Annotated in this window: 22 protein-coding genes; 11 read left to right on the forward strand and 11 right to left on the reverse strand. The window is 67.3% G+C overall.

Annotated elements, in window-relative coordinates:
- Positions 1-20: 20 nt before the first annotated feature.
- Positions 21-2,999, reverse strand: a complete 2,979-nt coding sequence (locus ABIC25_RS11910; protein WP_435529070.1) for an MMPL/RND family transporter — start codon at positions 2,997-2,999, stop codon at positions 21-23.
- Positions 3,000-3,443, reverse strand: a complete 444-nt coding sequence (locus ABIC25_RS11915; RefSeq protein ID WP_004021830.1) for an MmpS family transport accessory protein — start codon at positions 3,441-3,443, stop codon at positions 3,000-3,002. It abuts the gene before it with no gap.
- 216 nt (positions 3,444-3,659) lie between these two features.
- On the opposite strand from ABIC25_RS11915, the gene ABIC25_RS11920 reads away from it, so the two are divergent.
- Positions 3,660-4,220 carry a peroxidase-related enzyme gene (locus tag ABIC25_RS11920; protein ID WP_354561558.1) on the forward strand — a complete coding sequence of 187 codons (561 nt, stop codon included), beginning with the start codon at positions 3,660-3,662 and terminating at the stop codon, positions 4,218-4,220.
- A gap of 42 nt (positions 4,221-4,262) precedes the next feature.
- On the opposite strand, the gene ABIC25_RS11925 is transcribed toward ABIC25_RS11920, so the two are convergent.
- From ABIC25_RS11925 to ABIC25_RS11945, 5 genes are read right to left on the reverse strand one after another with little or no spacing between them, the layout of a single operon-like run.
- Positions 4,263-5,129 (reverse strand): siderophore-interacting protein, encoded by an 867-nt coding sequence (locus ABIC25_RS11925; RefSeq protein ID WP_354561559.1) that lies wholly within the window; start codon positions 5,127-5,129, stop codon positions 4,263-4,265.
- The gene (locus ABIC25_RS11930; RefSeq protein WP_435529069.1) at positions 5,126-5,995 is read right to left on the reverse strand and encodes an ABC transporter ATP-binding protein; all 870 of its coding nucleotides are present in this window, start codon (positions 5,993-5,995) and stop codon (positions 5,126-5,128) included. Before ABIC25_RS11930 ends, ABIC25_RS11925 begins: the two co-directional genes overlap by 4 nt.
- Positions 5,988-7,043: a FecCD family ABC transporter permease gene (locus ABIC25_RS11935; protein ID WP_354561560.1), complete on the reverse strand. Its 1,056-nt coding sequence runs from the start codon at positions 7,041-7,043 to the stop codon at positions 5,988-5,990. The genes ABIC25_RS11930 and ABIC25_RS11935 overlap by 8 nt, the downstream gene beginning before the upstream one ends.
- The gene (locus ABIC25_RS11940; RefSeq protein WP_354561561.1) at positions 7,040-8,104 is read right to left on the reverse strand and encodes an iron chelate uptake ABC transporter family permease subunit; all 1,065 of its coding nucleotides are present in this window, start codon (positions 8,102-8,104) and stop codon (positions 7,040-7,042) included. Before ABIC25_RS11940 ends, ABIC25_RS11935 begins: the two co-directional genes overlap by 4 nt.
- On the reverse strand, positions 8,104-9,024 hold the full coding sequence (locus ABIC25_RS11945) for an ABC transporter substrate-binding protein (RefSeq protein ID WP_354561562.1): 921 nt from the start codon (positions 9,022-9,024) through the stop codon (positions 8,104-8,106). The genes ABIC25_RS11940 and ABIC25_RS11945 overlap by 1 nt, the downstream gene beginning before the upstream one ends.
- Positions 9,025-9,209: 185 nt before the next feature.
- Between ABIC25_RS11945 and ABIC25_RS11950 the strand changes: the two genes are divergently transcribed.
- From ABIC25_RS11950 to eutC, 4 genes are all read left to right on the forward strand, one after another.
- Positions 9,210-9,836: a TetR/AcrR family transcriptional regulator gene (locus tag ABIC25_RS11950; protein ID WP_239402137.1), complete on the forward strand. Its 627-nt coding sequence runs from the start codon at positions 9,210-9,212 to the stop codon at positions 9,834-9,836.
- Between the two features lie 222 nt (positions 9,837-10,058).
- Entirely contained in the window at positions 10,059-11,501 is a 1,443-nt protein-coding gene (eat, locus tag ABIC25_RS11955; protein WP_354561563.1) for an ethanolamine permease, read from the forward strand.
- Positions 11,498-12,907, forward strand: a complete 1,410-nt coding sequence (locus ABIC25_RS11960; protein ID WP_354561564.1) for an ethanolamine ammonia-lyase subunit EutB — start codon at positions 11,498-11,500, stop codon at positions 12,905-12,907. Before eat ends, ABIC25_RS11960 begins: the two co-directional genes overlap by 4 nt.
- Complete coding sequence (gene eutC, locus ABIC25_RS11965; protein WP_354561565.1) at positions 12,904-13,704, forward strand: ethanolamine ammonia-lyase subunit EutC; 801 nt, start codon at positions 12,904-12,906, stop codon at positions 13,702-13,704. The genes ABIC25_RS11960 and eutC overlap by 4 nt, the downstream gene beginning before the upstream one ends.
- Before the next feature lie 17 nt (positions 13,705-13,721).
- On the opposite strand, the gene ABIC25_RS11970 is transcribed toward eutC, so the two are convergent.
- A complete protein-coding gene (locus ABIC25_RS11970; RefSeq protein WP_004021841.1) occupies positions 13,722-14,630 on the reverse strand; it encodes an AurF N-oxygenase family protein in 909 nt (302 codons plus the stop codon).
- Positions 14,631-14,809: 179 nt separating this feature from the next.
- On the opposite strand from ABIC25_RS11970, the gene dprE1 reads away from it, so the two are divergent.
- From dprE1 to ABIC25_RS11995, 5 genes are all read left to right on the forward strand, one after another.
- Positions 14,810-16,234: a decaprenylphosphoryl-beta-D-ribose oxidase gene (gene dprE1 / locus ABIC25_RS11975; protein WP_248644354.1), complete on the forward strand. Its 1,425-nt coding sequence runs from the start codon at positions 14,810-14,812 to the stop codon at positions 16,232-16,234.
- A 56-nt stretch (positions 16,235-16,290) separates the two neighbouring features.
- Positions 16,291-17,052 carry a decaprenylphospho-beta-D-erythro-pentofuranosid-2-ulose 2-reductase gene (gene dprE2, locus ABIC25_RS11980; RefSeq protein ID WP_004021843.1) on the forward strand — a complete coding sequence of 254 codons (762 nt, stop codon included), beginning with the start codon at positions 16,291-16,293 and terminating at the stop codon, positions 17,050-17,052.
- A 30-nt stretch (positions 17,053-17,082) separates the two neighbouring features.
- Entirely contained in the window at positions 17,083-19,179 is a 2,097-nt protein-coding gene (locus ABIC25_RS11985; RefSeq protein WP_354561566.1) for a galactan 5-O-arabinofuranosyltransferase, read from the forward strand.
- Between the two features lie 5 nt (positions 19,180-19,184).
- Positions 19,185-19,976: an MBL fold metallo-hydrolase gene (locus ABIC25_RS11990; protein WP_354561568.1), complete on the forward strand. Its 792-nt coding sequence runs from the start codon at positions 19,185-19,187 to the stop codon at positions 19,974-19,976.
- 75 nt (positions 19,977-20,051) lie between these two features.
- Positions 20,052-20,507, forward strand: a complete 456-nt coding sequence (locus tag ABIC25_RS11995; protein WP_101820718.1) for a PPOX class F420-dependent oxidoreductase — start codon at positions 20,052-20,054, stop codon at positions 20,505-20,507.
- A gap of 30 nt (positions 20,508-20,537) precedes the next feature.
- On the opposite strand, the gene ABIC25_RS12000 is transcribed toward ABIC25_RS11995, so the two are convergent.
- The gene (locus ABIC25_RS12000; protein WP_354561570.1) at positions 20,538-21,218 is read right to left on the reverse strand and encodes a nitroreductase; all 681 of its coding nucleotides are present in this window, start codon (positions 21,216-21,218) and stop codon (positions 20,538-20,540) included.
- A gap of 297 nt (positions 21,219-21,515) precedes the next feature.
- Here ABIC25_RS12000 and ABIC25_RS12005 point away from each other — a divergent pair, with 297 nt between their 5' ends.
- On the forward strand, positions 21,516-24,095 hold the full coding sequence (locus tag ABIC25_RS12005; RefSeq protein ID WP_354561571.1) for an alpha/beta fold hydrolase: 2,580 nt from the start codon (positions 21,516-21,518) through the stop codon (positions 24,093-24,095).
- 170 nt (positions 24,096-24,265) lie between these two features.
- On the opposite strand, the gene ABIC25_RS12010 is transcribed toward ABIC25_RS12005, so the two are convergent.
- On the reverse strand, positions 24,266-24,583 hold the full coding sequence (locus tag ABIC25_RS12010; RefSeq protein ID WP_004021849.1) for an ArsR/SmtB family transcription factor: 318 nt from the start codon (positions 24,581-24,583) through the stop codon (positions 24,266-24,268).
- Positions 24,576-25,058, reverse strand: coding sequence for an SRPBCC domain-containing protein (locus tag ABIC25_RS12015; RefSeq protein WP_064570740.1), 483 nt, complete (start codon positions 25,056-25,058; stop codon positions 24,576-24,578). Before ABIC25_RS12015 ends, ABIC25_RS12010 begins: the two co-directional genes overlap by 8 nt.
- Positions 25,059-25,133 lie beyond the last annotated feature (75 nt).

Raw genomic sequence — 25,133 nt, forward strand, 5'->3', positions numbered from 1 at the left:
GGTCGGGATCCGAACGACCGTCAGAGCCGTTGCGCGACGGTCGGACTCATCTGCTCGTCGAGTTCGGGTTCCAGGCGGGTCCGTCGCGCAGGTAGCGACACGAACGGCGTCGGCCACCAGAACCACCGGCCGGAGAGACGTGCGATCGCCGGCATGACCAGGGTCCGCACGATGAGAGTGTCGATCAGGAGTCCGATGGCGACGGTCGTGCCGATCTGCGCGACATTGTGGGCGTAGCTGGCGAGCATGGCCAGCATCGTGATCCCGAACGTCAGACCTGCCTGCGTGACAACACTTCCCGTGCCGACCATGGCGCGAATCAGTCCGGTGCCGCCGCCGGCCCCGTACTCCTCCCGAAAGCGGCTGACCAGCAGCATGTTGTAGTCGGCGCCGACGGCCACCAGGAAGGTGAACGCGATCGGCGCGACCGACCAGTGCAGTGGATTGCCGATGATGCCCTGCCACAGGAACACCGACACCCCCATTGCCGACAGGTACGACAGGCCGACGGTCCCGATCACGGCGAGCGCCGCCACCAGACTGCGCAGCAGGAACAGGACGACGCAGAACACGAAGGCGAAGGCGGCGACGACGATGGCGATGAAGTCCTCGTGCGCGAACGACTCGATGTTCAGCAGGGTCCCGCCGGGGCCGCCGATGCTGACGGTGGATCCGGCCAGGGACGTGTCCTTGATCGCGCCCAGGGCAGTCGGGATGACGTGCGCGCTCACGTCCATCGCGTCACGGCTGAATCCCTCACGCTGCGGGGTGACGATCATCCGCGTCGCCTTGCCGTCGTCGGAGAAGTAGTACGGGATTCCGCTCTGGAAGAGCGGGCTCTCCAACGCCTGGCTCGGAAGGAAGAATCCGCCGGCAGCGGGACTGCCCGCCGAGTACGCGCCACTGACCTCGTCGAGAAAGTCGGTGATCTCACCCACCTGCGGGAGGAGAGCCCCCAGGGTCGTGCGCAACGGCCCGATCAGGTCGCGGATCTGTGTGACCGTGGCGCGCAGCGTCGGGATCTGCTCGGTGGCGGTGGGCAAGGCGCCACTCAGGGACCGCGTGCCGTCGGCTAGATCCCGGACCGATTCGCGGAGGGCGGGAACGTCGTCGAGAACGGACAGCCCGGTCAGGGCGGTGCGGCACGCGGCGACATCCCCACACTGCGGGATCGACCGGACCAGCCCGCGCATCGGTGCGATCCCCGCCGAGAGTTCGTCGACCTTGGCCAGCGTCGAGTCGCTGGTCTGCTGCAGTTGCGTGGTGGCGTCGGACAGCGACCCCGCGCCGGCCGCCCCTTGCCGCAGCGCGGCGTCGACGCCGTCGATGGCGGTGTCCAGGCGGTCGACCGTTGCGCCGATCGCGTCGAGATCGGTGATCCGATCGCGCAGAAGCGATGTCATCTGCCCGAAGCGGTTCCCGATGTACCCGGCCTGCGAGGTGAGGGTGCCCTGATCGAGGGTCTGCCCGAGGGGGCGGGTGATGCCCTGGACCGCGTTCACACCGTCGATCGAGGCGACCGCGTCGGTCATCTGCGCGAGTGCGATCAGATCCGCCGAGTTGCGCATGTCGTGGTCGGATTCGACGATGAGTACGCTCGGCGCCATGATGTTGGGCGGTAGATGTCTGTCTGCCGCAGCGAATCCCACGTTCGCGGGCGAGTCCGCCGGTTGCGCGCGGCGTTCGTTGTAGCTCGGCGCGTACATGGCGAGCGGAAGGATCATGACCGCGAGAACGGTGAGCGCCGCCGCGAGTACCGGACCCGGCCAGCGTGCGACGGTGGTGCCGATGCGGCGCCAGCGTCGCGGTGAGGCCGACTCCCGGGGTTCCACGAAACCCAGTCGGGTCGCGACCGCGAGGACCGCCGGCCCGAGGGTGAGTGCAGCGGCGAGGGTGATGAGAATTGCTATGGTGCAGGGCAATCCCGACGTGCTGAACATGGCGAGTCGGGTTGCCGCCAGGCAGGCCATCGCACCCGCGACGGTCAGCGCCGATGCGACGACGATGTGCTGCACACCGGCCAGCGCGTCGTAATAGGCGTCCTCCCGGTCGCGCCCCTTACGTCGGGCCTCTTGATAGCGGCCCACCAGGAAGATCCCGTAGTTGGTGCCTGCGCCCAGGACGATCACCGCCGACAGCGCCGCGGCGAAGATCGACACCTTGATGACCTCGTTCTCGGCCAGGAAGGAGATGGTCGCGCGGGCCACCGCCAGGGCCAGTCCCACGCCCAACAGGGGGACCATCGCGGTGACCACAGATCGGTAGACGAGCAGCAGCACGGCGCCGACCAGCAACGCGCACACCGACACCAGCAGGATGATGGAGTCGTTGATGGCCACCATCTCGTCGTTGACGACGGCCGACGGTCCGGTGACGTGAACGTCGATGCCGGGTGGCGGCGTCGACGCGGCGATCGTGTCGCGCGCGGACTGGGTCGACTCCATGGCCAGCGCCGTGCCCATGTTGCCGGCGAGGTTGACCAGCACATAGGCGACATGACCGTCGGAACTCTGCGCCGCCGGGGCGAGATCGGGATTCGACCACAGGTCCATCGCGGAGTTCACGTGTTCGGTGTCCGCGGTCAGCTCGGCCAGGAGTTCGTTGTAGTAGGTGCGGGCTTCCGGTCCCAGCGGTTCGTCACCCTCCATCAGGACGTAGACGAAGTTGTTGCTGCCCCCGCCGCCGAAGTACTCGCCCATCTTGACCAGCGCCTGCACCGACGACGCCTCGTCGGGCAGGAAGGACTGGGCGTGTTCGGTGACCGTCGATTCCAGCTGCGGTACAACGATGTTGAGACCACCGGCGATGAGCAGCCAGATGGCGATGACCGGGATCGAACAGGCGTACAGGAAGCGCGCGAACCGGGGACGCGACGATGCCCCGTCACGGAGCACCTCGTGGTGCACGGGTCGCCGGACCTCCTCGAAGAGCCCGTGCCGAAGGCGCGCGAGCCGACCGCGTGTGGTGGCCATCTGCCGTTCCCCGTCGTCGGTGCTCATCTACGCCACCGGAACCAGACAGTTGGCGACCGTGCTGCCGTCGGCGCCCGACCCGGCTTGCCGCGCGCGCTCGAATCCGTTGACCCGCACCGCACATGACACCGTTCCGCGGCCCGATGACTGGGTCAGGACCCCGACGGATGTCGTCAGTTCCCGCGTTCGGAGCACCACCCGCCACGGAACGGACACCTTGTCGTCGACGACCCGCCCACTGGGCTCGATGTAGGACACCCGCGCGGATGATCCCGCCGGGCCGGTCACCACGTACTCGATCGACTTGTCGCGCACGACGCCCGCCTGCGGCGCCGGGGGTGAGTGCCCGATCGCCCGGTCCGGGATCTCACTCAAACGCAGTTTGCCCACATAGAACGCCGACACCGCCATCACGGCAATGACCACCAGAACGATCCACAGCGAGCCGCCACGTGCACCGGATTTCTTCATCGGACCCCCATCGACATCAGCCCTCGTGCGGTTCGACCTGGACTTTCCCTGGTCTGACCACACTCAGACTGCCAGTGGCAGGGACTCTATATGTGACATCGATCGTTGGCAAGGTTTCGCCCCTCCTTCCGGGGGTGGTGAGTCACGTCACCAGGCGCGAGCATTGGCTTGTCGCGCAGCGAACAGAGTCTGCCCCTGTGACGGAAGGCGTTGCCCATGAGTACGAGTCGGTTTCCCCTGACCGAGCTTGCCGACCTGCCACCTGACCTTCGTGAACGGATCGAACCCATCGTGTCGAAGTCGGGTTTCGTCCCCAACATCTTCCGCGCACTGGGGCACCGACCAAACGAGTTGCGAGCCTTCTTGGACTACCACGACGTCCTGATGGACCAACCCGGGCCACTGTCGAAAGCCGAGCGCGAACTGGTCGTGGTCGCCTCGTCCGGAGCGAACCGGTGCATCTACTGCGTCGTCGCCCATGGCGCCATTCTGCGTGTGCGGTCCAAGGACTCACACCTGTCCGATCATGTCGCAACCAACCCGGCGGGCGCGAACCTGGATGGTCGGCAGCGCGCGATCGTCGATCTCAGTCTCGCCCTCACCAGGACACCGGAACTGTTCGCGGACAGTGACATGGCCCGGGCTCGGTCAGCGGGGCTCACCGACGACGAGATCTGGGACATCGGTGCGATCACGGCGTTCTTCGCCGCATCCAACCGTCTCGCACACCTGACGGCGGTCGCACCCAACGACGAGTTCTACTCCATGGGACGGTGACTCGGAGGGTCGGCGAGGCGATCTGGTTCTCGACCCCGCCACTCATCCGACCAGCGGCCCACCGAGTTTCCAGTATCCGAGGAACGCGACGTGATTCTTGTCCATGCCGAGTTCGTGTGTGAGGTACCGACGAATCCGGGTCGTCGTGGTCGATTCACCGGCGATCCAGGCATAGGCGGCCGGGAGCGTGTCCCGGAAGTCGCCCGCATGCCGAGCACCCCAGTCCCGCACCGCTTCTTCGAGCCGTCGGCCCGTGTCGGGCCCGCGGGTGACGTGCTGTATCCGAGCGTGCGGATGACCCGCGCCGACGATGTCGTCGAGTGGGTCGGCGAGTTCGAGCAACACATCCGTGCGGGTGGTGGGCGGCGTGGCGGCAATGATGTTGCCGATCGCCGGCATCGCGGATTCATCACCGATCAGGAGCAACCGATCAGGTGCGTGAGGTGGCTGGTAGTGAATTCCATACCCGGTGCGCCCGACCCGGACGTCCGGCCCGGTGATCACGAGACGGTCGCCGGCCGAACAGGTCAGAGCCCACCGCGAAGCCGGCCCGGCCGGCTCGTGGACGAACACGTCGACATCGATCTCACCCTGGTCGGGACGGATCGCCGACGGGGTGTAAGTCCGCAGCTCGTTCCTGCGGTCCGCCGGGAGCTCCTTCCAACGGGTGTACCACTGCTTCGGGTGCGGGGTCGGGTTCTCGAGGAGTCCGAAGTCGGGTTCGGTGCCGTCGACCATGGGCAGGACGAGCTTGATGCGTTGGTCGAGGCCCCAGGGAGCGAAATTCCCCAGCGACGGGTCGAGCAGGGTGACGCGGATGAAGTTCGGCGAGATCCGTTGTGTGGCAGAGACTGTCACCGGGAACGCGCTGTACTCCCACGGTCGGGTCGATTCGATCGACTGCGTCATTGTGCTGTCTCCTCGTGCGGGATGGATCCGACGGGCATCGGACGGGGTACGACGAGGGGCCCGCCGGTGATGGGATCGGCGATGACGACATTGGGCAGGTCATAGATTTCTTCGACCCGTTGGCTGGTGACCACCTCCGCGGGTGGGCCTGCGGCGAGGATCTCACCCTCCCGCATGGCGATGATGTGATCGGCGTACCGGGCTGCGTGATTGAGGTCGTGCAGGACCGAGATGACGGTACGTCCCTGGCGGTTGAGATGCGCGAACAACTCCATGAGCTCCACCTGGTGGGCGATGTCGAGAAATGTTGTCGGCTCATCCAGGAGGAGAAGATCGGTCTCCTGGGCCAACACCATGGCCACCCAGATGCGTTGGCGTTGCCCGCCGGAGAGCTCGTCGACGCGTCGCGGGGCGAGATCGACAGTCCCCGTGGCCTCGAGCGCGTCGAGGACCGCCTGCTCATCGGCACTGCTCCATTGCCGCAGCAGACCCTGGTGCGGATATCGCCCCCGCGCAACGAGATCGGCGACGGTGATCCCGTCCGGCGCGATCGCGGACTGTGGGAGCAGACCGAGGCGCCGCGCCACGTCTTTCGCCGGCCGGCTCGAGATCGCCTTGCCGTCGAGGATCACCTGCCCGGACGTGGGCGCGAGAAGTCGTGACAGGCCACGGAGAAGTGTGGATTTGCCACACGCGTTCGGGCCGATGATCACGGTGAACGACCGGTCCGGGATCGACGCACTCAGCCCGGCGATGATGGTCTTGCCGTCGTAGCCGAGGGTCACGTCGTCGGCGCGCAACCGCACGGAGCCCTCCGTCGACGTGCGGGGCAGGTTGCCGGATGTGGGTGAGTGTTTGTCAGGCACGACGACGGATCTCCTGGATGATCATGGCGACGAGGTAGATGCCTCCCACCGAGACGGTGACCACCCCGACGGGCAGCGTCACGGGCAGAACGTGCTGGGCGATCACATCGGACGCCAACAGCAACAGTGCCCCCACGAGCGCCGATACCGTCAGCGACAGATACGGAGTCGCGGACAGTCGTCGTGCGATCTGCGGGGCCGCGAGGGCGATGAAGGCGACCGGCCCGATGACCGCGGTCCCCGCTGACACAAGTGTGACGGCGCTGAGCAGTACCACTGTGCGAACGAGGGCGGGGCGGGCCCCGGTGGCCGCGGCCACGTCGTCACCGAGGTCGAGCTGCCGCAGCCGCGGCGTCAGGACCGCCAGCACCATCACCGGGACGATCGCCACGCCTACGGCGCCGATCAAAGGCGTTGCGGTGACACCGTTCAGGCTCCCCGCGCCCCAGGCGGAGGCGAACATCGCGGTGTCCAGCTCGACCTCGAGGAGCATCCACGTGTTGAGCGACGCCAGCATCGCCGCCACCCCGATGCCGGTGACGATGAGGCGGAAACCCTGCAATCCGCCCTTGTAGGCGAGCATCCAGATGACTGCGGCGGTCACCACACCACCGACGACCGCTCCGGCTGTGATCTGCGACCAGCTCGCCGAGAACACCACAACGGTGACGAGCATGCCGGTGAACGCCCCGTTGGACAGACCCAGAATGTCCGGACTGGCCAACGGGTTCCGGGTCACCGTCTGGAAGATCGCACCGGCCACCGCCAGTAGTGCGCCGAGAATGATCGCGGCAAGGGTGCGTGCCAGTCGCCATTCGAAGACCACGGTGCGATCGAGCGCGTCGCCCCCGCCCAGCAGGGTCTCGACGACGGCAAGTGGCGACAACGGATAGGTTCCCAGCCCGAGTGCGACGACACCGAGGACGACGACGGCGAGACCGAGGCCGACACCCACGGCCACGCTGCGCGCCCGCACCGGCACCGCGTACGGACCGACGCCGATCACCCGCCGTCGGTAGCCGACGTCGATCAACCCGGTGCCGGTCATGACAGCGTGCTCGCTTTCTGCCGCCGAACCAACAGGATCAGTACCGGCGCCCCGACGAACGCCGTGACGATGCCGACCGGAATCTCCGCCGGCGAGATGAGGATTCGCCCCAGCACGTCGGAGAGGAGGACGAGCACCGGCGCCAGGACCACCGACGCCGCCAGGATCCTGCGCTGGTCCACCCCGAACAACCACCGCGCCACATGCGGAACCATCAGTCCCACAAAGGCGATCGGCCCGGCGAGCGCGGTAGCGGTGCCTGCCAGAACCGTCACCGACGCGATGACGCCGATGCGGAGGGCGCGCACGTTCGCCCCCTGCGCCCGCGCGACATCCTCGCCCAGCGCGAGCGCATTCAACCCGGCGGCCAGCACGAACGCCGCGAGCAAGGCGACCGCGACGAGCGGCACGGTCGGGGCCAGCACATCCAGCCCGCGACCGACCAGCGAGCCCGCATTCCACGAACGCATGTGCTCGAAGGCATCCGGATTGCTCAGCGTCATACCCGTGGTCATGCCGGAGAACACCGCGCCCAGCGCCACGCCGGCAAGGGTGAGGCGCACCGGGTCGGCCGAACCGCGGCCCGACGAACCGATGACATACACCCCGAGCGTGACCACCAGCGCCCCCAGAAGCGCCAGCCAGACCGAGGTGAGAATGCTCTGCAACCCGAAGAACGCCACTCCGACCGCAACCGCGAACGCAGCGCCCGCGTTGACTCCCAGGATGCCCGGGTCGGCGAGCGGATTACGGGTGAACGCCTGGATCAACGCGCCGGCGGCGCCGAGTGCCGCCCCCACCACCAGGCCGACGGCCGTACGCGGGATCCGCAGCTCCATGACCACGTACCGCGCCTCGGGCGAACCGCCACCCCGGAGAACCTCGAGCACCGCTGCCGGTGTGATCGAGTTCGACCCGATCATCAGCGACATCGCCACCGCGACAATGAGAAGAAGCGCCACACCCATCAGGCCGATCGGCGTCGGCAAGGCCCGCAGCATCCGTTCGGACGCCGCGTTCTCGCTGCCGGTGCCGGCGGGTGCGTCGATCAACGACGACATCAGGGTTTCTGGAGAAACCGCTCGATGTCGTCGAGAACAAGTGCGCCGCCCTTGAGCCCGACTCCCGAGATCCAATAGCTGGTGTCCACCAATGTCACCGACGGAAACGCAGCCCGGTTCTGGGTGATGGCAGCAGGGATCGTCGACGGGTCGTCGACATCACTCGTCGTGATGAACACGTCGTCGGCCACCGCCTGCCGGATGTTCTCCGGCGAGATGTCGGCCTGCAGACCGTCTTCCCATTCGCGGCCGGGGATCGTGTACCCCACACACTGCAGGGTCCCGCCGGCGAAGCTGATCGGTCCGTACAGGCTCAGTGTCGTCTCGTCGCGCGGCCGGATCAGATTCGCTGTCTCGCCCTCGACGTCATAGGTGTCCTTGATCTGGGCGCACCGCTCGTTGAAGCCGTTCAGCATCTCCTGCGCTTTGTCCTTGCGGCCCAACGCCTGCCCGACCAGGAGGACGTTCTCCTGCCAGGGGTCCGCCTGCGACGCCATGAAGACCGTCGGCGCGATCGACTCGAGCTGGTCGTACAACTTGGAATGACGAGACTCGGTACCCAGGATCAGGTCCGGCTTCAAGGCGGCGATCGATTCCAGATCGGGTTCCGGCACCGTTCCGACCGGCTCCACCCCATCGACGCCCAGATACTTCGGAATCCCCGCCACGTTGCTGGCCACCGCGGCGCCCACCGGCGTCACCCCGAGCGCGACCGCGGTATCCAGTTCCACCGGCTCGAGCACGACGACCCGCTGCGGATTCGTCGGAACGTCTGCCGTGCCGCGGGCATGCTCCACACTCTGCGTTCCGCCACCGGCAGCAGAGTCGTCCTCGCCGTCCGACTGAGACGAGCACCCCGCCAAACCCACGACGATCGCCGCCGCCAGCACCACTCCACGTCGAACCACGGACGCACGCATGCAACAAGCCCTTTCACGAATCGGCGCTGCCGAGAGCGGCACCGGTCAACCCCAACCCTGCCAGTTAGCGCATCCTAACCTAACGGATCGTGGCGGCAGTGAGGGGTCCGAGACGTGCCTCGAGCACGTGCCCCGGCGGCTCGAGTCCGCCAACTCACCCGCATGGGTGGGACATAATCGCGGACATGCAGAAGCCGGCTTGCCCGATCCGACGCCGGACCACACCCGAGGTCCGGGAGGCGCTGCTCGTCGCGGCCGTCGCCGAGCTCGACGAGGCCGGTCCGGAGAAGGCGAGCCTGCGCGCCATCGCTCGCCGCGTGGGAATCACCCATCAGTCGGTGGCCCACCACTTCGCCGATCGCCGTGCGCTGTTCACGGCGGTGGCCGTGCAGGGGTTCGACACCCTGCACGCCGAGCACACCCGTGCGCTCGAACAGCTGCCCGGCAATGCGCCGCTCGGAGAGGCGGTGGCCACTCTGGGCCAGGTCTACGTCCGGTTCGCGCGCGACCACCGCGCCGCGGTCGGCCTGATGATGGGTTCACGCCTGGTCGACAACAAAGCCCCGGAGCTGGTCGCGGCCCGGGCACGGGCGTGGGAACTCCACATGCGCACGGTCTCCGACGCCGCGGATGACGGCTGGGGCGGCGGAGTGCCCGGCAATCTCATCGCGATCGCGACCTTCGCGATGGCGCACGGGCTGGCCTCGCTGGAGACCGACTTCGCCACCGAGCTGCCCGACGGCACCGGGGTCGAGGACCTGCTGTCGTTGGTCAACGCCGCGATCATCACTCCCCCGCGTCACGATTCCTGATCCACGGCACCGTCGACCCTGGTCCGTCAGAACAGGTGGGCCCTGCGGCCCGCCGTGGCGCGGGCAGGGTGCGCAGGCCGATCGACCTGGCCGGTCGGGTAGGTGATCAACCTGGCCAACTCGGTTGCAACGTTGCGCGACTTAGTGTCGGGCGTCACATTTTCTTGGACCAGTGTTGCCCGGAGCGCCGAGTGGCTGGCCCCTGAGTAAAGGGAGGCCATCATGGCCATCGACGATTCGGCGAGCGCGCACCACGCAGGGGGTGCGGACAGCCATTCGGAGTCTTCGGACTATCTGGCAAGACGCCAGCTCAAGGGCGGGACCGCGGGGTGGTTGTTGCTCGCCGGCCTGGGCGTGAGTTACGTGGTCTCCGGCGACTACTCGGGGTGGAATTTCGGACTGGCACAGGGCGGTTTCGGCGGGCTCGCGATCGCCGCGGTGGTGATCGCGGCCATGTACCTGTGCCTGGTGCTGGGAATGGCAGAACTGTCCTCGGCCCTCCCCGCGGCCGGTGGCGGTTACACGTTCGCGCGCCGCGCCCTCGGTCCATGGGGCGGCTTCGCCACGGGCACAGCGATTTTGATCGAGTACTCGATCGCACCGGCCGCGATTGCCACGTTCATCGGCGCCTACGTCGAATCGTTGAACCTGTTCGGGATCACCGACGGTTGGTGGGTCTATCTGGCCGTCTATGCGATCTTCATCGGGATTCACCTGTCGGGCGCCGGTGAGGCATTGAAGGTGATGTTCGCGATCACCGCGATTGCGCTGATCGGCCTGGTGATCTTCGCGATCACCGCGATCGGGCACTTCGAGGTCGGCAATCTCACCGACATCGCACCGACCGACGCAGCCGGGGCGTCATCGTTCCTGCCGTTCGGTTACCTCGGCATCTGGGCGGCGATTCCGTTCGCGATCTGGTTCTTCCTGGCCATCGAGGGCGTGCCGCTCGCAGCCGAGGAGGCCGCCGATCCCGAACGCAACGTGCCGCGGGGCATCATCGCCGCGATCAGCGTTCTGCTCGTCACCTGCGTGACCGTGCTGTTCCTCACCACCGGAGCGGGTGGCGCAGGGCCGATGTCGGAGTCGGGCAATCCGCTCGTCGAGGCACTCGGGGATTCGTCGATGGCCAAGGTGGTCAACTACATCGGACTGGCCGGGCTGATCGCGAGCTTCTTCTCGATCATCTACGCATACTCGCGACAGTTGTTCGCGCTCTCGCGCGCGGGTTATCTGCCGCCCGTGTTGTCGGTGACCAACAAGCGCAAGGCGCCGACCCTGGCGCTGATCGTGCCCGGCATCATCGGTTTCCTGTTGTCGCTGACCGGGAAAGGTGACCTGCTGCTGAACATGGCCGTTTTCGGCGCGGCGTCGAGCTACGTGCTGATGATGGTCAGTCACATCATCCTGCGGCGGCGGGAACCCGACATGAATCGCCCCTACCGCACCCCCGGTGGCGTCGTCACCACCGGCTTCGCCCTCGTCGTCGCACTGATCGCCGTCATCGCGACGTTCCTGGTCGACGTGGTCGCAGCATTGTGCTGCCTCGGTGTGTTCGCCTTGTTCATGCTGTACTTCGCGCTGTACAGCCGCCATCACCTGGTGGCCAACTCTCCTGACGAGGAGTTCGCCGCCCTCGCCGAAGCCGAGGAGGATCTCCGATGAGCTACACCCAGACCATCTCGGGCACGACATACACATTCGACGGGCTGGTCGATCTGATGGCCAAGGCCACCCCCCGTCGCTCCGGCGACGAACTCGCCGGGTGCGCCGCCGAGTCCGATGCCGAACGTGCAGCTGCGGCATGGCAACTCGCCGACCTCCCGCTGACGACCTTCCTCGAGAATCCCGTCGTTCCCTACGAGACAGACGAAGTCACCAGACTGATCATCGACACCCACGACCGCCGCGCGTTCCAGGCGGTCGCACACCTCACCGTCGGCGGCCTTCGAGACTGGTTCCTGGAAACCGCGGTCCGGAAGGACAGCGCCGCCCGAATCGCCGCGGTCGCACCGGGACTGACACCAGAGATGGTTGCCGCGGTGTCGAAGATCATGCGCAACCAGGACTTGATCCTGGCCGCGTCGGCAGCAACGGTCTCCGCAGCATTCCGCACGACCGTCGGACTGCCCGGACGCATCTCCACCCGCCTACAGCCCAACCACCCCACCGACGATCCCCGCGGCATCGCCGCAGCAACCCTGGACGGACTGCTGATGGGGTGCGGGGACGCGGTCATCGGGATCAACCCGGCAACCGACTCACCTCACGCCACCTCCGACCTGCTGCACCTGCTCGACGACATACGGCAACGCTTCGGAATTCCGATGCAGTCCTGCGTCCTGTCCCACGTCACCACCACGATCGAGATGGTCGACCAAGGCGTGCCGGTCGACCTCGTGTTCCAGTCCATCGCCGGAACCGAGAAGGCCAACAGCAGCTTCGGGATCGACATCTCGATCCTGCGCGAAGCCAACGAGGCCGCACGGTCGCTGCATCGCGGCACGGTGGGCGACAACCTCATGTATCTCGAAACCGGGCAGGGGTCGGCGCTCTCCGCGAACGCTCACCTGGGGACCGGCGGCAAACCCGTCGATCAGCAGACCCTGGAGGCGCGCGCCTACGCAGTGGCCCGCATCCTCGAACCCCTGCTCGTCAACACGGTCGTCGGATTCATCGGGCCCGAGTACCTCTACGACGGAAAGCAGATCATCCGGGCCGGCCTCGAGGACCACTTCTGCGGCAAGATCCTCGGCCTCCCCATGGGCGTGGACGTCTGCTACACCAATCACGCCGAAGCAGACCAGGACGACATGGACACTCTGCTGACCCTGCTCGGCGTTGCCGGGGCGGCCTTCGTCATCGCGGTCCCGGGCGCCGACGATGTCATGCTCGGCTACCAGAGCCTGTCGTTCCACGACGCGCTGTATGTTCGCCGCGCACTGGGCCTTCGCCCTGCCCCGGAGTTCGAGACCTGGCTCGCCGGGCTCGGCATGGTCGACCCCGACGGACGCATCCTGCCCGTCGATCTGGACACCTCACCCCTGCGATCACTGACCGTGGCCCGATGAACGCCTCCTCCCGGCCGGCGCAGGACCCCTGGGCCGAGTTGCGACAGACCACACAGGCGCGCATCGGACTCGGCCGGGCGGGGAACTCGCTCCCGTCGCGGCGGGTGCTCGAGTTCAAGGCCGCCCACTCCGCCGCCCGCGATGCCGTTCACGAACCACTCGACGTCGCCGCCCTCACCGAGCAGATCAGCGACGTCGACATCGAGCCGGCGTTGCACGTCTCCAGCAGAGCCGGGTCCCGCGGTGAGTATCTACGACGACCCGACCTCGGACGGCAGCCCGACGACCTCTCACATCTGCCCGAGACCGGCTCGGACGTCGGGATCGTGCTCGCCGACGGTCTGTCGCCGCGCGCGCTCGTCGACCACGGACGCGGACTGCTCGCGGCGCTCATCGACGAGTTGGGCTCGCGGTTCTCGATCGCGCCCCCGGTGATCGCCACCCAGGCCCGGGTCGCCCTGGGTGATCACATCGGCGAAACCCTCGGCGCGCAGACGATCATCGTGATCATCGGCGAACGTCCCGGTCTGTCGGTCGCGGACAGTCTGGGGATCTACCTCACCCACCTCCCCCGGCCGGGGCGCAGCGATGCCGACCGGAACTGCATCTCCAACATCCACCCGCCCGACGGGCTCGACTACACGACCGCGGCCGCCATCACCGCATCCCTCGTCGACGGCGCCCGCGAACTCGGACGATCGGGAGTCGCACTGAAGGACACCTCACGCGCCCAACTCGCCGAAGGCGGTGCGGGCGTTCTCGAGCACGCCGACGAGACCGTGGACAACGTCGAGTAGACGGTCTCGTCGCGCCGTCAGAGCATGTGCACCTTGCGGTAGATGCGCGCCGCGGGCCGGGTGAGCAGGCCGACGTCGTCGAGAAAACCCATCAGGTGCGCGCAGCCCGAGCGGACCATCGATTGGAAGTGGTGGTTGCGGCGCATCTCCCCCACGGCGCGACGGTGGTCCAAGCCGGCGTCGGCGTAGGCCTTGGGACGGACGAGACTGACCAGGATGTACGACACTGCCATCGCGGTGATCACCGAACTGAACTGTCGTCGAAGCCAATTGGCGTCCTGCATCGACTGGCGGACCTCTTCGCGAGCAAATCGCATGTGCCGGGATTCTTCCAGGACGTGGATCTCGTTGACGGTCCGCACGAGCGGCAGCACCCGGTCGTCGCGCATGCACCCGCGCTGCAGCACGTCCAGGACCTCCTCCGCGGCAAGGATTCCGGCGTAGGCGACTTCGCTGCCGGCAACCCGCATGAACAGCTTGCCGAAGCGACCCAGACGCGGGTGCGGCGTATAGCTGGTCCCGGTCAGCTTGTACGACGTCTTGGCGAACATCAGCGAGTGCCGGCACTCGTCGGCGACCTCGGTCAGCGCGAACTGGAACTCCGGCCGGTGATAGTCCCCGAGGTACTGGTCGCGGATCACCATCTCCTGCAGCATCATCTCGAACCAAATGCCGATGCTCATGATCGAGGCTGTCTCGTGCCTCGTGAGGGCGATCCGCTGCTGCTCGGTCATCTCGTCCCAGTACGCGGTGCCGTACAGCGTCGACCATTCCGGGCTGCAGCCGTACTTGCCCGGGTCGAGCGGCGCCTCCCAGTCGATCTCCGTCAGTGCATTGCGCGACAACCGCGCGGCCGACGCCAGAAGTCGCTGCGACACCTCGTCGATCCCGTCGTCGGAACGGGTCACATCACTGAGCGCTTCCATGCCGGACTCCTCGTCGTACGCGGGACTGCGTCTGTGATGCATGCCACCACGGATCGTGCCATCAGTCAATGGTTCGTTTCCTGATGGCGCCGACGGCCCCCGTGTCCACCGGTGCGCCTCCCGGACCCGGCCCCGGCATGACGGTCGGTGAGCACCTCGCCCAGGTACCCTCTCTAGCGATGTCTACTGAAGAGTTGCTGCCGATCACGACCCGCAAGCTCGTGGGCTGGTCTCGCACCACCCCGATCGAGGGTCATGTCCTGTCCACGCCGTACCCCGAGGTCATCGCCGAGGCCGTGGCCCGCGTGGCCGACGACAACGCGGACAAGCCGGATTACCTCAAGCGCGGCGTCATCGCCCGCGGACTCGGTCGCTCCTACAACGAGTCGGGCCAGAACAGCGGCGGCCTCACTATCGACATGACGCCACTGACCAGGATCTATGCCATCGACGACGAATCGGCCACCGTCGATGTCGATGCCGGTGTCTCCCTGGACGCGCTCATGCAGGCAGCGCTCCCGCACGGCCTGTGGGTGCCGGTTCTTCCGGGCACCCGCCAGGTGACGGTGGGCGGCGCGATCGCGCACGACATCCACGGCAAGAACCACCACAGCCAGGGCAGCTTCGGCAATCATGTCGTCGAGATGCAACTCCTCGTCGCCGACGGACGGGTCCTGACCCTGACCCCGGGCGGCTCGGCCGACGATCCCACCGGCGAACTCTTCTGGGCGACCATCGGCGGCATCGGACTGACCGGGATCGTGTTGCGCGCGACGATCCAGATGAAGCGCACCGAGAGCGCGTACTTCATCGCCGATACCGCTCGTACCGGCTCGCTGCAGGAAACCATCGACCTGCACCTCGAGGACGGCTTCGAGAACGGGTACGAGTACGCCTCGGGCTGGTTCGACACCATCAGCGCACCGCCCAAGCTGGGCCGCGGCACCTTCTCGCGGGGCAACCTCGCCCGCGTCGACGAACTGCCGGAGAAGTACCGGGACAACCCGCTGTCGTTCAACAACAAGCCGCTGGTCCGGTTCCCCGACATCTTCCCGCGCGGGCTCGCCAACAAGCTCAGCTTCTCCGCGGTCGGCGAGGCCTACTACCGGATCGGACCGCCGAGCGAGGGCAAGGTCAAAAATCTCGCGCAGTTCTATCACATGCTCGACGTGTTCGGTGACTGGAACAACGCGTACGGACGCGGTGGCGGCTTCTGCCAGTACCAGTTCATCGTGCCGACCGGCAACGAGGGCGAGTTCACCGCACTCATCGAGGACATCCAGGCGTCGGGCCACGTCAGCTTCCTCAACGTCATCAAGCTCTTCGGCGAGGGCAACCGGGCGCCCCTGAGCTTCCCGTTCAAGGGCTGGAACGTCTGCCTCGACTTCCCCGTCAAGGCCGGTCTCGCCGAGTTCCTCAACGAGCTCGACCGCCGCGTCATGTCGATGGGCGGCCGCCTCTACACCGCCAAGGACTCGCGCACCTCGGCCGAGAACTTTCACGCCATGTACCCGGAGATCGACAAGTGGATCGCCACGCGTCGTCGGATCGACCCCAACCGGGTGTTCATGTCGGACATGGGCCGGCGACTCGAACTCGCCTGACTCCCAGCCTTTCCGACGCACCCCACCGACCTGCACGTCATCGAAAGCGAGTACACATGTTGAACGCCGTGGGCGCCCCGCAGTCCATCCTGGTCCTGGGCGGCAGCTCCGAGATCGGGCTCGCCATCACCGCCGAGTACCTGACCAAGGGCCCGGCGCGGGTCATCCTCGCCACCCTGCCGGGTGATCCCACCGCCGCCGCGGCCGTGGCGAAGGCCAAGAACGCCGGCGCCACCGAGGTCACCCAGATCGACTTCGACGCCCGCGCCACCGACACCCACCGGGCCGTCATCGACAAGGCATTCGCCGACGGCGACGTCGACGTCGCGATCGTCGCCTTCGGCATCCAGGGCGACGACGAACAGGCCTGGCAGGATCACGGCCTCGCCGTCGCCGAAGCCGAGATCAATTACACCGCAGCGGTGTCCGTCGGCGTGCTGCTCGGTGAGAAGTTCAAGGCCCAGGGACACGGCCAGATCATCGCCATGAGTTCGGTCGCCGGCGAGCGCGTCCGTCGCAGCAACTTCGTCTACGGGTCCACCAAGGCCGGCCTCGACGGGTTCTACCTCGGACTCGGAGAGGCGCTGCGCCCCTTCGGTGCTCGCGTCCTCGTCATCCGTCCCGGCCAGGTGCGCACCCGGTTGTCGGCGCATGTCAAGGAAGCGCCGCTCACGGTCGACAAGGAAGATGTGGGGCGCCTGGCCGTGGCCGCGGCCACCAAGGGCAAGGAGATCGTCTGGGTGCCGGGACCGTTCCGCTACATCATGATGGTGCTGCGCCACATCCCGCGGCCGATCTTCCGCAAGCTGCCGATCTGATCGCTGAATCGCCGAGTCTGAGTGGACGTGATGAACCGACCTGACCCTTCGAGACGTCCCTCCGCAAGCTCCGGGACTCCTCAGGGAGCGGGGGGAGACTCGCCGCCCGCAAGCTCCGGGACTCCTCAGGGAGCGGGGGGAGACTCGCCGCCCGCACCACAGGGAGCGGGGCAAACCTCGCCGGCCGACCGTCGCAGTTCAACGGGCTACGGGCGGACGGCACTGTCACTGCTGATCGCCGTGGTGGTCGGCGGGGCGGTGTCGATGGCGGGACTGACGGCCATCGGAACCGTCGACTGGCCGGCGTTCAACTCCTCCAACGTGACCCGGTCGCTGACGACCGCCGGGCAGGTGCTCGCCATCGCCATCCTGGTGGTGGCCGCACTGCTCTACCGGTACGGCAAGGGACGCCTGCTGGTGCCGGCGCTGTCCGCGGCCGCGATGTCGGGGTTCGTCACCGTCACCATCGGAATGCCGCTGGGCGCAACACGTCTCTACCTGTTCGGATTGTCGGTCGATCAGGAGTTCCGCACCGAGTACCTCACCCGGATGACGTCGAGCCCGCACCTCGCGGACATGACCTACACCGACCTGGCGCCCTATTACCCGGCCGGCTGGTTCTGGTGGGGCGGCCGCTTCGCCAACCTGCTCGGCCAGCCCGGCTGGGAGGCCTACAAGACGTGGGCGATCGTGTCGATGTCGGTCGCGGCAGCCGTGGGCGTCATCCTGTTCATCCGCATGTTCGGCGCGGATCGCGGTGTCGCGCTCGGTCTCGCGGTCACGACCGTCACTCTCCTGTATGCCTCGCCGGAACCGTACGCCGCAATTCTGGTGCTGATCGGCGTGCCGATGCTGATCACCCTGACCTACGCGCTGCGCGGGCGAACGCGAGCCGCCGACGGACCGGTGGGCCCGCTGTTCGGCGCGACGAGCTGGCCTGCCGTGGCGGCGTCCGGTGTGTTCCTGGGTATCTCGGCCGCGACCTACACGCTCTACACCGGGTTGTTCGCCCTCACCGCCGTCCTCTTGGCCGGCTACTTCGCTGTGCAGGGATGGGTGGGCGCGTCGAACAAGGCCACTCCATCGGCGACCGTCACGAGCCGACGACGCGGCGTGGTGCTCGCGGTGGTCGGTCGCCTGGTCGCCGTCGGGGTCATCTCCGGACTGATCGCACTGCTGGTCTGGGCGCCCTACCTCTGGGCGCGCCTGACCAATACCCCCGCCAGCGGGGGGACCGCCGAACACTATCTGCCCGAGCGCGGTTCGGTGTTGCCGCTCCCGATGTTCGGCCTGGATCTCGTCGGCGCCATCACGATGATCGGCCTCCTGTGGATCCTGTTGCGCTTCCGCACACGCACCGTCGCCCTGGCGATGGGCGTCACGGTCGTCACGGTCTACCTGTTCTGTCTGCTGTCGATGCTGATGACCGCACTGGGCACCACCCTGCTCTCGTTCCGCCTCGAGCCCATCTTGGTCGCCACCCTGAGCGCGGCCGGAGTCTTCGGCGTCGTCGATCTCACACACTGGGCAGTGCGCCGGTTCGGCGACGTGCGCGTCGTCGTGGGGGCACTCGCCGTTCTCTCGGCCATCGCGATGGCACAGAGCATCCCGGGCCATCTGGGGACCGAGATCACCACCGCCTACACAGACACCGACGGCTACGGCGAACGCGCCGATGCCCGCCCGGCCGGCGCCGAATCGTATTTCGCGGAGCTGGACACACTGATCCGTGAGCAGACCGGCAAGCCGCGCACCGACAACGTCGTTCTCACCGCCGATTTCGGGTTCCTGTCGATCTACCCCTACTGGGGTTTCCAGGGACTCACCTCCCACTACGCGAATCCGCTCGCCGAATTCGACAAGCGCGCAGCGGCGATCGCGCGATGGGCGGAGAGCGAGAACGCCGACCAGCTCGTCGACGCCCTCGACCGCTCGCCGTGGACTCCGCCGAATGTCTTCCTGTTCCGGTACAGCGCAGACGGTTACACGCTCCGTCTCGCCGAGGATGTCTATCCCAACGACCCGAACGTGAAGCGCTACACGGTCACCTTCGACCCCACGGTCTTCGACGACCCGCGCTTCGAGGTCACCGAGCGCGGCCCGTTCGTCCTCGTCGTCCGGAAGTGATCACGATGCGGCGCCCGTTCGGCACCTCGCGGCCGATGACGATCACCCGGGTCGACGGCGATTCCTCGACGACGCACTTCGTCTCCACCGACGTCGTGAACTGGATCCTCCTGGAGGAGCACGGCGAACTGACGCTGATCGACGGCGGTTACCCGGGGCAGGCCGGTCAGGTCGTCGAATCCATCGAGCGGATCGGCCGCACGCCCGAGGATGTGCGCGGCGCACTGCTCACCCACGCCCACGTGGATCACCTCGGCGGCCTCGTGAAGCTGCAGGCGCAGTACGGGTTCGACGTCTACATGGACGCGGTCGAGGTGGATCACGCGCTGCGCCACCACCTTCAGCAGGCCAATGCACTCGACCTCGCCCCGCAGGTCGCGAATCCGCGACTATGGGCATGGCTCGCCAAGACCACTCCGCTCGGTGTCCTCAGCCGCGCGGGCCTGGCACGGGCGTCGGGTTTCCCCGTCGACGCCGCCGTCGACGAGCGGCAACCGCTCGATCTCCCGGGTGCGCCCGTCCCCGTCGCGAGTCCCGGCCACACCGACGGCCACAGCGCCTACCTCGTCGCCGACGGCCGCGCCCTGGTATCCGGCGACGCGCTCGTGAGCGGACACGAGATCTCGACGATCACCGGCCCACAGTGCATCCCGTCGCTCTTCCAGCACGACGAACCCACGGCTCGACGCAGCGTCGAACGATTCACCGAGCTCGAGGCCGACATACTGCTTCCCGGCCACGGACCGATCCATCGCGGCGGAGTGGCCACGGCCGCACGTGAGGCGCTGTCGCGCTGACGCGGACGGCCTCGACTCCGCCCGATCTGAGGTTCCCTGGTAAGGATCTCTGCGCTGCCGACGTTGGAGATGCGCATGAACGTTCCCAGAGATGCCCTCGACCCTGAACTGCTGAAGATCGTCGCCGATCACCAGCAGTCGATCCTCATCACGCTCCGGCGTGACGGACGACCACAATCGTCCAACGTCGTTCATGTCTGGGAGCCGGAGACCGAGTCTGCGCTGATCTCGGTCACGGCGCCGCGCGCGAAGTCGCGCAACGTCGAGCGTGATCCCCGGGTCAGTCTCCATGTCCTCGGCGACGGATTCTTCTCCGGTTACGCCGTGGTCGAGGGCACGGGCACGTTGAGTCCGGTGGCGGCGGCTCCGGACGACGCGACCGTCGACCACCTGGTCGCCTGGTATCGGGCGTTTCGCGGTGAGGATCATCCGGATTGGGACGAGTATCGGGCCGCGATGGTGCGCGAACAGCGGCGACTGCTGCGCGTGCGGCCCGAGCGACTCTACGGAATGACCCGCCTACCGCGCTGACCGCCGCCACCGGACCAGGGTGCGACGCCGCTACTGCTCGAAGCCCACGAAGGTGGTGGCCTCCTCGACCGATTTGCGCTCGGAGATCACCGAGTTGGCCGGGAACGTGTCATCGGGCCAGCCCAGCGCGATGCTCTTCATGATCACCTGGTCGTCCGGAATCCCGGCGTGTTCTCTGACGACGGGTGACTGCATGATGCCTTGACTGTTGATCACCGCGCCCAGACCGCGGGACCAGGCGGCGTTGACCAGTGCGGTCGAGACCGCCCCGCAGTCGAATGGCGTGTCGTCGCTTCCGTCGAGGATGCGGTCGTAGGTCACGATCACGCACACCGGGGCATCGAACTGGCGGAAACCCCGGAGCACCCAGTCCAGCCGCATCTCCGTGTCCTCGCGGGCGATGCCCAGCGCACCGAACAGCTGCTTGGCGACCTGGACCTGACGGTCGCGGTGCGGGCCGGTGAACTTCTCCGCACCGGTCCGGAACTCTCGCGAATGGGGCACACCGGCGAGATTGCGCTCGGTGTTCCCGGCACGGATGCGATCCAGTGGCTCACCGGTGATCACATGGAAGTTCCACGGCTGTGTGTTCATCGACGACGGTGCCCGCATCGCGAGAGCGAGGATCTCCTCGATCAGTTCCCGGGGGACCGGGTCCGGCGTGAACCCGCGAATGCTGCGACGCCCCAGAACCACTTCGTCGTACTGCATCGTCGATCTCTCCTCGCACAAGTCGAACGACCCGATCATCGTCGACGGACCGGCGCTGAACACAGTGTCCGGCGACCAGTGAACAGGTTACATTCGGCGATCTCGGGCGTACGGACGACGCTGCACGCGGGCTCCCGGTCGTGCTGCATCGCGCAACTAAAGGTAGGTTTACCTAGCAAGCTGGCGGGGCCGGAGGAGGGGCCGAGTCCCGCACGGCGTGGCACCGTTGCCCGGGCTCGAGTTCCCGTGGCCCGTCCATGACCGTCGACGTTCCCGCCTCCGCGGAAGTTTGAGGACATGACCAGCCAGAACCCTCTCGAGACACGTCCGACTCACCCCGACGGTGCGGTCGTCACCGACCTCCCGGGCACCGGCACCGCGCACACAGTTGCCGCCCGCTGGCGAGCGGTGGCCGCGGCCCGTGGCGACGCGATCGCGATCCGGACGCCCGAGCAGTCCATCACCTTCGCGGATGCCGCCAGACGAGTCGACGACCTCACGCGCACGATCACCACGACGACCGACTCGGGCCGACCCGTTGCAGTGGAGATCGAATCCGACATCGACTCGGTCATCGCGATGCTCTCCGTGCTGTGCTCCGGGCGGCCCCTCGTCCTCATCGACCCGTTCCTGCCACCGGACCGACGCGACGTCGTGCTGGAACGCTCCGGTGCGCAACTGCTGGACACCGACGCCGAGGCCGAGCCCTCGCGAACTGACGTCGTCGAGCCAGGACCGAGCGATCCGGCGGTCCTGCTGTTCACCTCGGGATCGACCGGAACCCCCAAAGGCGTTGTGCTGTCGCAGAAGATGCCGGTCAACCATGCCCGGGACGGCCGCCGTTTCCTCGGCATGCGGCCGGCGGATCGTGCCGTGGTCCTGCTGCCGCTCAGTTTCGGCGGCGGCCTGGACGCGCTCGCGATGAGCCTGCTCAACGGGTCGACCATGCTGTTGTGGGACGTCCGCCGCCGCACCACCACCGGGTTGCGGGACTGGCTGGTCGCGCAGGAGGCGACGACCGCACACTGCACCCCGTCGCTGCTGCGGTCGTGGCTGGGTGAACTGTCGGCCGACGACGCCGTCAACTCGCTACGCCTGCTGTCCACGTGTGGCGAACCGACGCATCGTGCCGATGTGCAGCTGGCCCGCGACACGATCCTCGCCGGCGGGGTCTTCTGTTGCTGGGCAGGCGCATCGGAGGTCGGCAACCTGGCCTTCAATCTGTTCCCGCCCGACCGGGACATCGAACCGGGCGCCATTCCGGTGGGTGTGCCGGCATCGGACAAGTCCGTCCGCATCGTCGACGCCGACGGCAACGACCTGCCCGCCGGCGCCACCGGTGAGGTCCTTGTCGAGTCCGCTCACATCGCGTCCGGTTACCACCGGAATCCGGAGCTGACCGCCGAGCGTTTCATCCAGCTGCCCGACGGCCGAGCCCGCTATCGCACCGGGGATCTGGGACGACTCGACGAGTCCGGCGAACTCGCGCTCCTCGGACGCAGCGACGACGCGATCAAGATCCGCGGCTACCTCGTCGAACCACTGGAGGTGGAAGCCGCGCTCCGCGCCCTGGCCTGGACCACCGACGCGGTCGTCACCGCCGACCGCGACGAAGCCCGGCTCACCGCCCACGTCGCCGTGGATCCCGAGAAGTGGTCGCCCTCGCCGGCCGAGATCCGGCAGGAGCTCGGGAAGACGTTGACACCGTGGATGATCCCGCGTGACATCGTCGTCCTCGCCGAACTACCCCGCAACGAGCGCGGCAAGGTGGACCGGGCAGCACTGCCACCGCCGCCCGCCCGCCCCGATCACGAGCCGCCCCGCGGGATGACCGAGATGGCGCTGCACCGATTCTGGTGCCAGATCCTCGGTCTCGAATCCATCGGCCGCAACGAGGATTTCGTCGAGCTCGGGGGCGATTCGCTGGCCGCGGCGAAGATGCTGGCCGAGGTTCAGCATCATCTCCAACTCGACGTGAACACCGCAATGCTCGCCGAGGCGCCGACCATCGCGCTGTTCGCGCAGCGCATCGAGTCCGCAGCCAGGGAACGTTCGGCGAATGCCTCGGGTGCCACCCTCATCCCGCTGCGAAAGGGTACCGGCCGACCGATCTTCCTGGTCGCCGGCGCCGGCAGTCTCGCAACGAGTCTGACCCCGGTCGTCCGCGCACTACAGACCGACCGGCCGGTCTACGCGATCCAGTCGCGAGGCGTCGAAAAGCGCGGCCGCGCCGATCATTCCGTTCGCGCCGCCGCACGACGGGCGATCGACGACATCCGGTCGGTTCAGCCCCACGGGCCGTATCAGGTCGGCGGCTATTCGCTCGGCGGTTTCGTCGCGATGGAAGTCGCTGCGCGGTTGACCGACGCGGGCGAGACGTGCGATCCGGTCGTCGTCCTCGACTCGCTGTTCGACCCGGCACTGGCTCGCCGGGTCCGCGGCGAGAAGGGAGGAGTCCTCGACCGGTTGCGTGCCCGACGCGGCGACACCCAGGACACCGCTCTCCCCGACCGCACCGGGGACGATCCCACCCCGGCGAAAGAACCTCTCCCCCAACGGGTGGTGAAGGAGATCGTGCTCGCGGTCCTCGTCCCCACCGCCGGCATGGTGCAGCTCCCGACCCCCGTGCAGTGGGTCGTGTTCTTCCGCTTGGGCACAAGGATGATCCGCCGCTACCGGCCGCGCGACCACGCCGGCCCCGTCGGCGTCATCCGGGCGCGCACCAATCCCGATGACCCGGACCTGTGGCGGCGGATGTCGTCGGGCGAGGTGAGCTTTTACGACGTCTCCGGTGATCACATCTCGATGATCCGCGCACCCCACGCCGCCGACACCGCCCGGGCGATCGACGAGGTGTTGAAAGTCCGCAACCCTTGAGGAGCCTCCGCTCCCCGAGTGGCGAGGAGCGTAATCGGCGCCCCCGTTCCCTGAGGAGCGGCCGGAGCTTGCGGAGGCTGCGTCACGAAGGGTCTCGCGAGTCGTCTCGCCAGACCCTTCGAGGCTCGTCGCTAACGCTCCTCGCACCTCAGGGAGCATTGAGGTGCGGCTCAACCCCTCTCGGCACGGAGTTTGATGTCGGCGAGACGGCGATCCCAGCCTCGTCCGATGGCGTCGAGGCGGTGCGCGACCCGGGAGAGCTGCGTCCCCACGGCTTCGTAGCGGATCTCGCGGCCGACCCGTGACGAGGTCACCAACCCTGCCTCGGTGAGCACGCGGAGGTGTTTCGCGATCGCTTGCCTACTGATCGGGAGCTCGTCCGCGAGACGTGACGCGGACGCGGGTTCCGAACCCAGGCGCGTGAGGATCTGCCATCGGCTCTCATCGGACAGCGCGGCAAAGACCTCGACCGATGCGACGTCAGGCATGCACGCCGCCGAGATGTGTTCGCGCCAATTCGAGTTCGATGGTCCACCCCTCGTTGTTGCCGTCGAACCGCGCGCGCCGCTCGGCATCCGTTCCGGGGAGGGACGCGAAGCCGGACTCCACGACCTTGAGGACAACGCCGGATTCCGATGGCGTGATCCAGAACTCGACGAGCGTCGAATCCGACTGCGGATCAGCGGAGTCGGCGAGCCACCGAAACGCGGCGTATCTCGGTTCGTCGAGTGCGATGGTGCGGAACGTGAAGGCGCCGTGAGCCGGGTCGTGGATGGTCGACAGGTCTCCGTCGCGTTCGATCCGGTGCTCGGTGATCGCCTTGTCGTTGATGAACCACCCCGGCTCGCTGACCAGAGACCAGACCCTCTCGGCGGATGCGTCGATCGAGATCTCGCGCTCGATCCGGTCGAATTCGGCTGCCGCCGAACCGGTCACGTCGTATGTATCTGTGTCGTCGCTCATCGGTGCTCCCTCGTCGCCGGTTATTGATGCAACCCCAGGGTTGCACTAATGCCTCCGCGGCGCAAGGGTTCGGAC

This window comes from Gordonia sp. PvP123, assembly GCF_040547295.1.
In the GTDB taxonomy this organism is placed as follows: Bacteria; Actinomycetota; Actinomycetes; order Mycobacteriales; family Mycobacteriaceae; genus Gordonia; species Gordonia terrae.

What these genes read in the sequence shown, in the direction of transcription:
- ABIC25_RS11910 (WP_435529070.1), bottom strand. Translation starts at nt 2,999, where the DNA reads ATGAGCACCGACGACGGGGAACGGCAGATGGCCACCACACGCGGTCGG.
- ABIC25_RS11915 (WP_004021830.1), bottom strand. Translation starts at nt 3,443, where the DNA reads ATGAAGAAATCCGGTGCACGTGGCGGCTCGCTGTGGATCGTTCTGGTG.
- ABIC25_RS11920 (WP_354561558.1), top strand. Translation starts at nt 3,660, where the DNA reads ATGAGTACGAGTCGGTTTCCCCTGACCGAGCTTGCCGACCTGCCACCT.
- ABIC25_RS11925 (WP_354561559.1), bottom strand. Translation starts at nt 5,129, where the DNA reads ATGACGCAGTCGATCGAATCGACCCGACCGTGGGAGTACAGCGCGTTC.
- ABIC25_RS11935 (WP_354561560.1), bottom strand. Translation starts at nt 7,043, where the DNA reads ATGACCGGCACCGGGTTGATCGACGTCGGCTACCGACGGCGGGTGATC.
- ABIC25_RS11940 (WP_354561561.1), bottom strand. Translation starts at nt 8,104, where the DNA reads ATGTCGTCGTTGATCGACGCACCCGCCGGCACCGGCAGCGAGAACGCG.
- ABIC25_RS11945 (WP_354561562.1), bottom strand. Translation starts at nt 9,024, where the DNA reads ATGCGTGCGTCCGTGGTTCGACGTGGAGTGGTGCTGGCGGCGGCGATC.
- ABIC25_RS11950 (WP_239402137.1), top strand. Translation starts at nt 9,210, where the DNA reads ATGCAGAAGCCGGCTTGCCCGATCCGACGCCGGACCACACCCGAGGTC.
- eat (WP_354561563.1), top strand. Translation starts at nt 10,059, where the DNA reads ATGGCCATCGACGATTCGGCGAGCGCGCACCACGCAGGGGGTGCGGAC.
- ABIC25_RS11960 (WP_354561564.1), top strand. Translation starts at nt 11,498, where the DNA reads ATGAGCTACACCCAGACCATCTCGGGCACGACATACACATTCGACGGG.
- eutC (WP_354561565.1), top strand. Translation starts at nt 12,904, where the DNA reads ATGAACGCCTCCTCCCGGCCGGCGCAGGACCCCTGGGCCGAGTTGCGA.
- ABIC25_RS11970 (WP_004021841.1), bottom strand. Translation starts at nt 14,630, where the DNA reads ATGGAAGCGCTCAGTGATGTGACCCGTTCCGACGACGGGATCGACGAG.
- dprE1 (WP_248644354.1), top strand. Translation starts at nt 14,810, where the DNA reads ATGTCTACTGAAGAGTTGCTGCCGATCACGACCCGCAAGCTCGTGGGC.
- dprE2 (WP_004021843.1), top strand. Translation starts at nt 16,291, where the DNA reads ATGTTGAACGCCGTGGGCGCCCCGCAGTCCATCCTGGTCCTGGGCGGC.
- ABIC25_RS11985 (WP_354561566.1), top strand. Translation starts at nt 17,083, where the DNA reads ATGAACCGACCTGACCCTTCGAGACGTCCCTCCGCAAGCTCCGGGACT.
- ABIC25_RS11990 (WP_354561568.1), top strand. Translation starts at nt 19,185, where the DNA reads ATGCGGCGCCCGTTCGGCACCTCGCGGCCGATGACGATCACCCGGGTC.
- ABIC25_RS11995 (WP_101820718.1), top strand. Translation starts at nt 20,052, where the DNA reads ATGAACGTTCCCAGAGATGCCCTCGACCCTGAACTGCTGAAGATCGTC.
- ABIC25_RS12000 (WP_354561570.1), bottom strand. Translation starts at nt 21,218, where the DNA reads ATGCAGTACGACGAAGTGGTTCTGGGGCGTCGCAGCATTCGCGGGTTC.
- ABIC25_RS12005 (WP_354561571.1), top strand. Translation starts at nt 21,516, where the DNA reads ATGACCAGCCAGAACCCTCTCGAGACACGTCCGACTCACCCCGACGGT.
- ABIC25_RS12010 (WP_004021849.1), bottom strand. Translation starts at nt 24,583, where the DNA reads ATGCCTGACGTCGCATCGGTCGAGGTCTTTGCCGCGCTGTCCGATGAG.
- ABIC25_RS12015 (WP_064570740.1), bottom strand. Translation starts at nt 25,058, where the DNA reads ATGAGCGACGACACAGATACATACGACGTGACCGGTTCGGCGGCAGCC.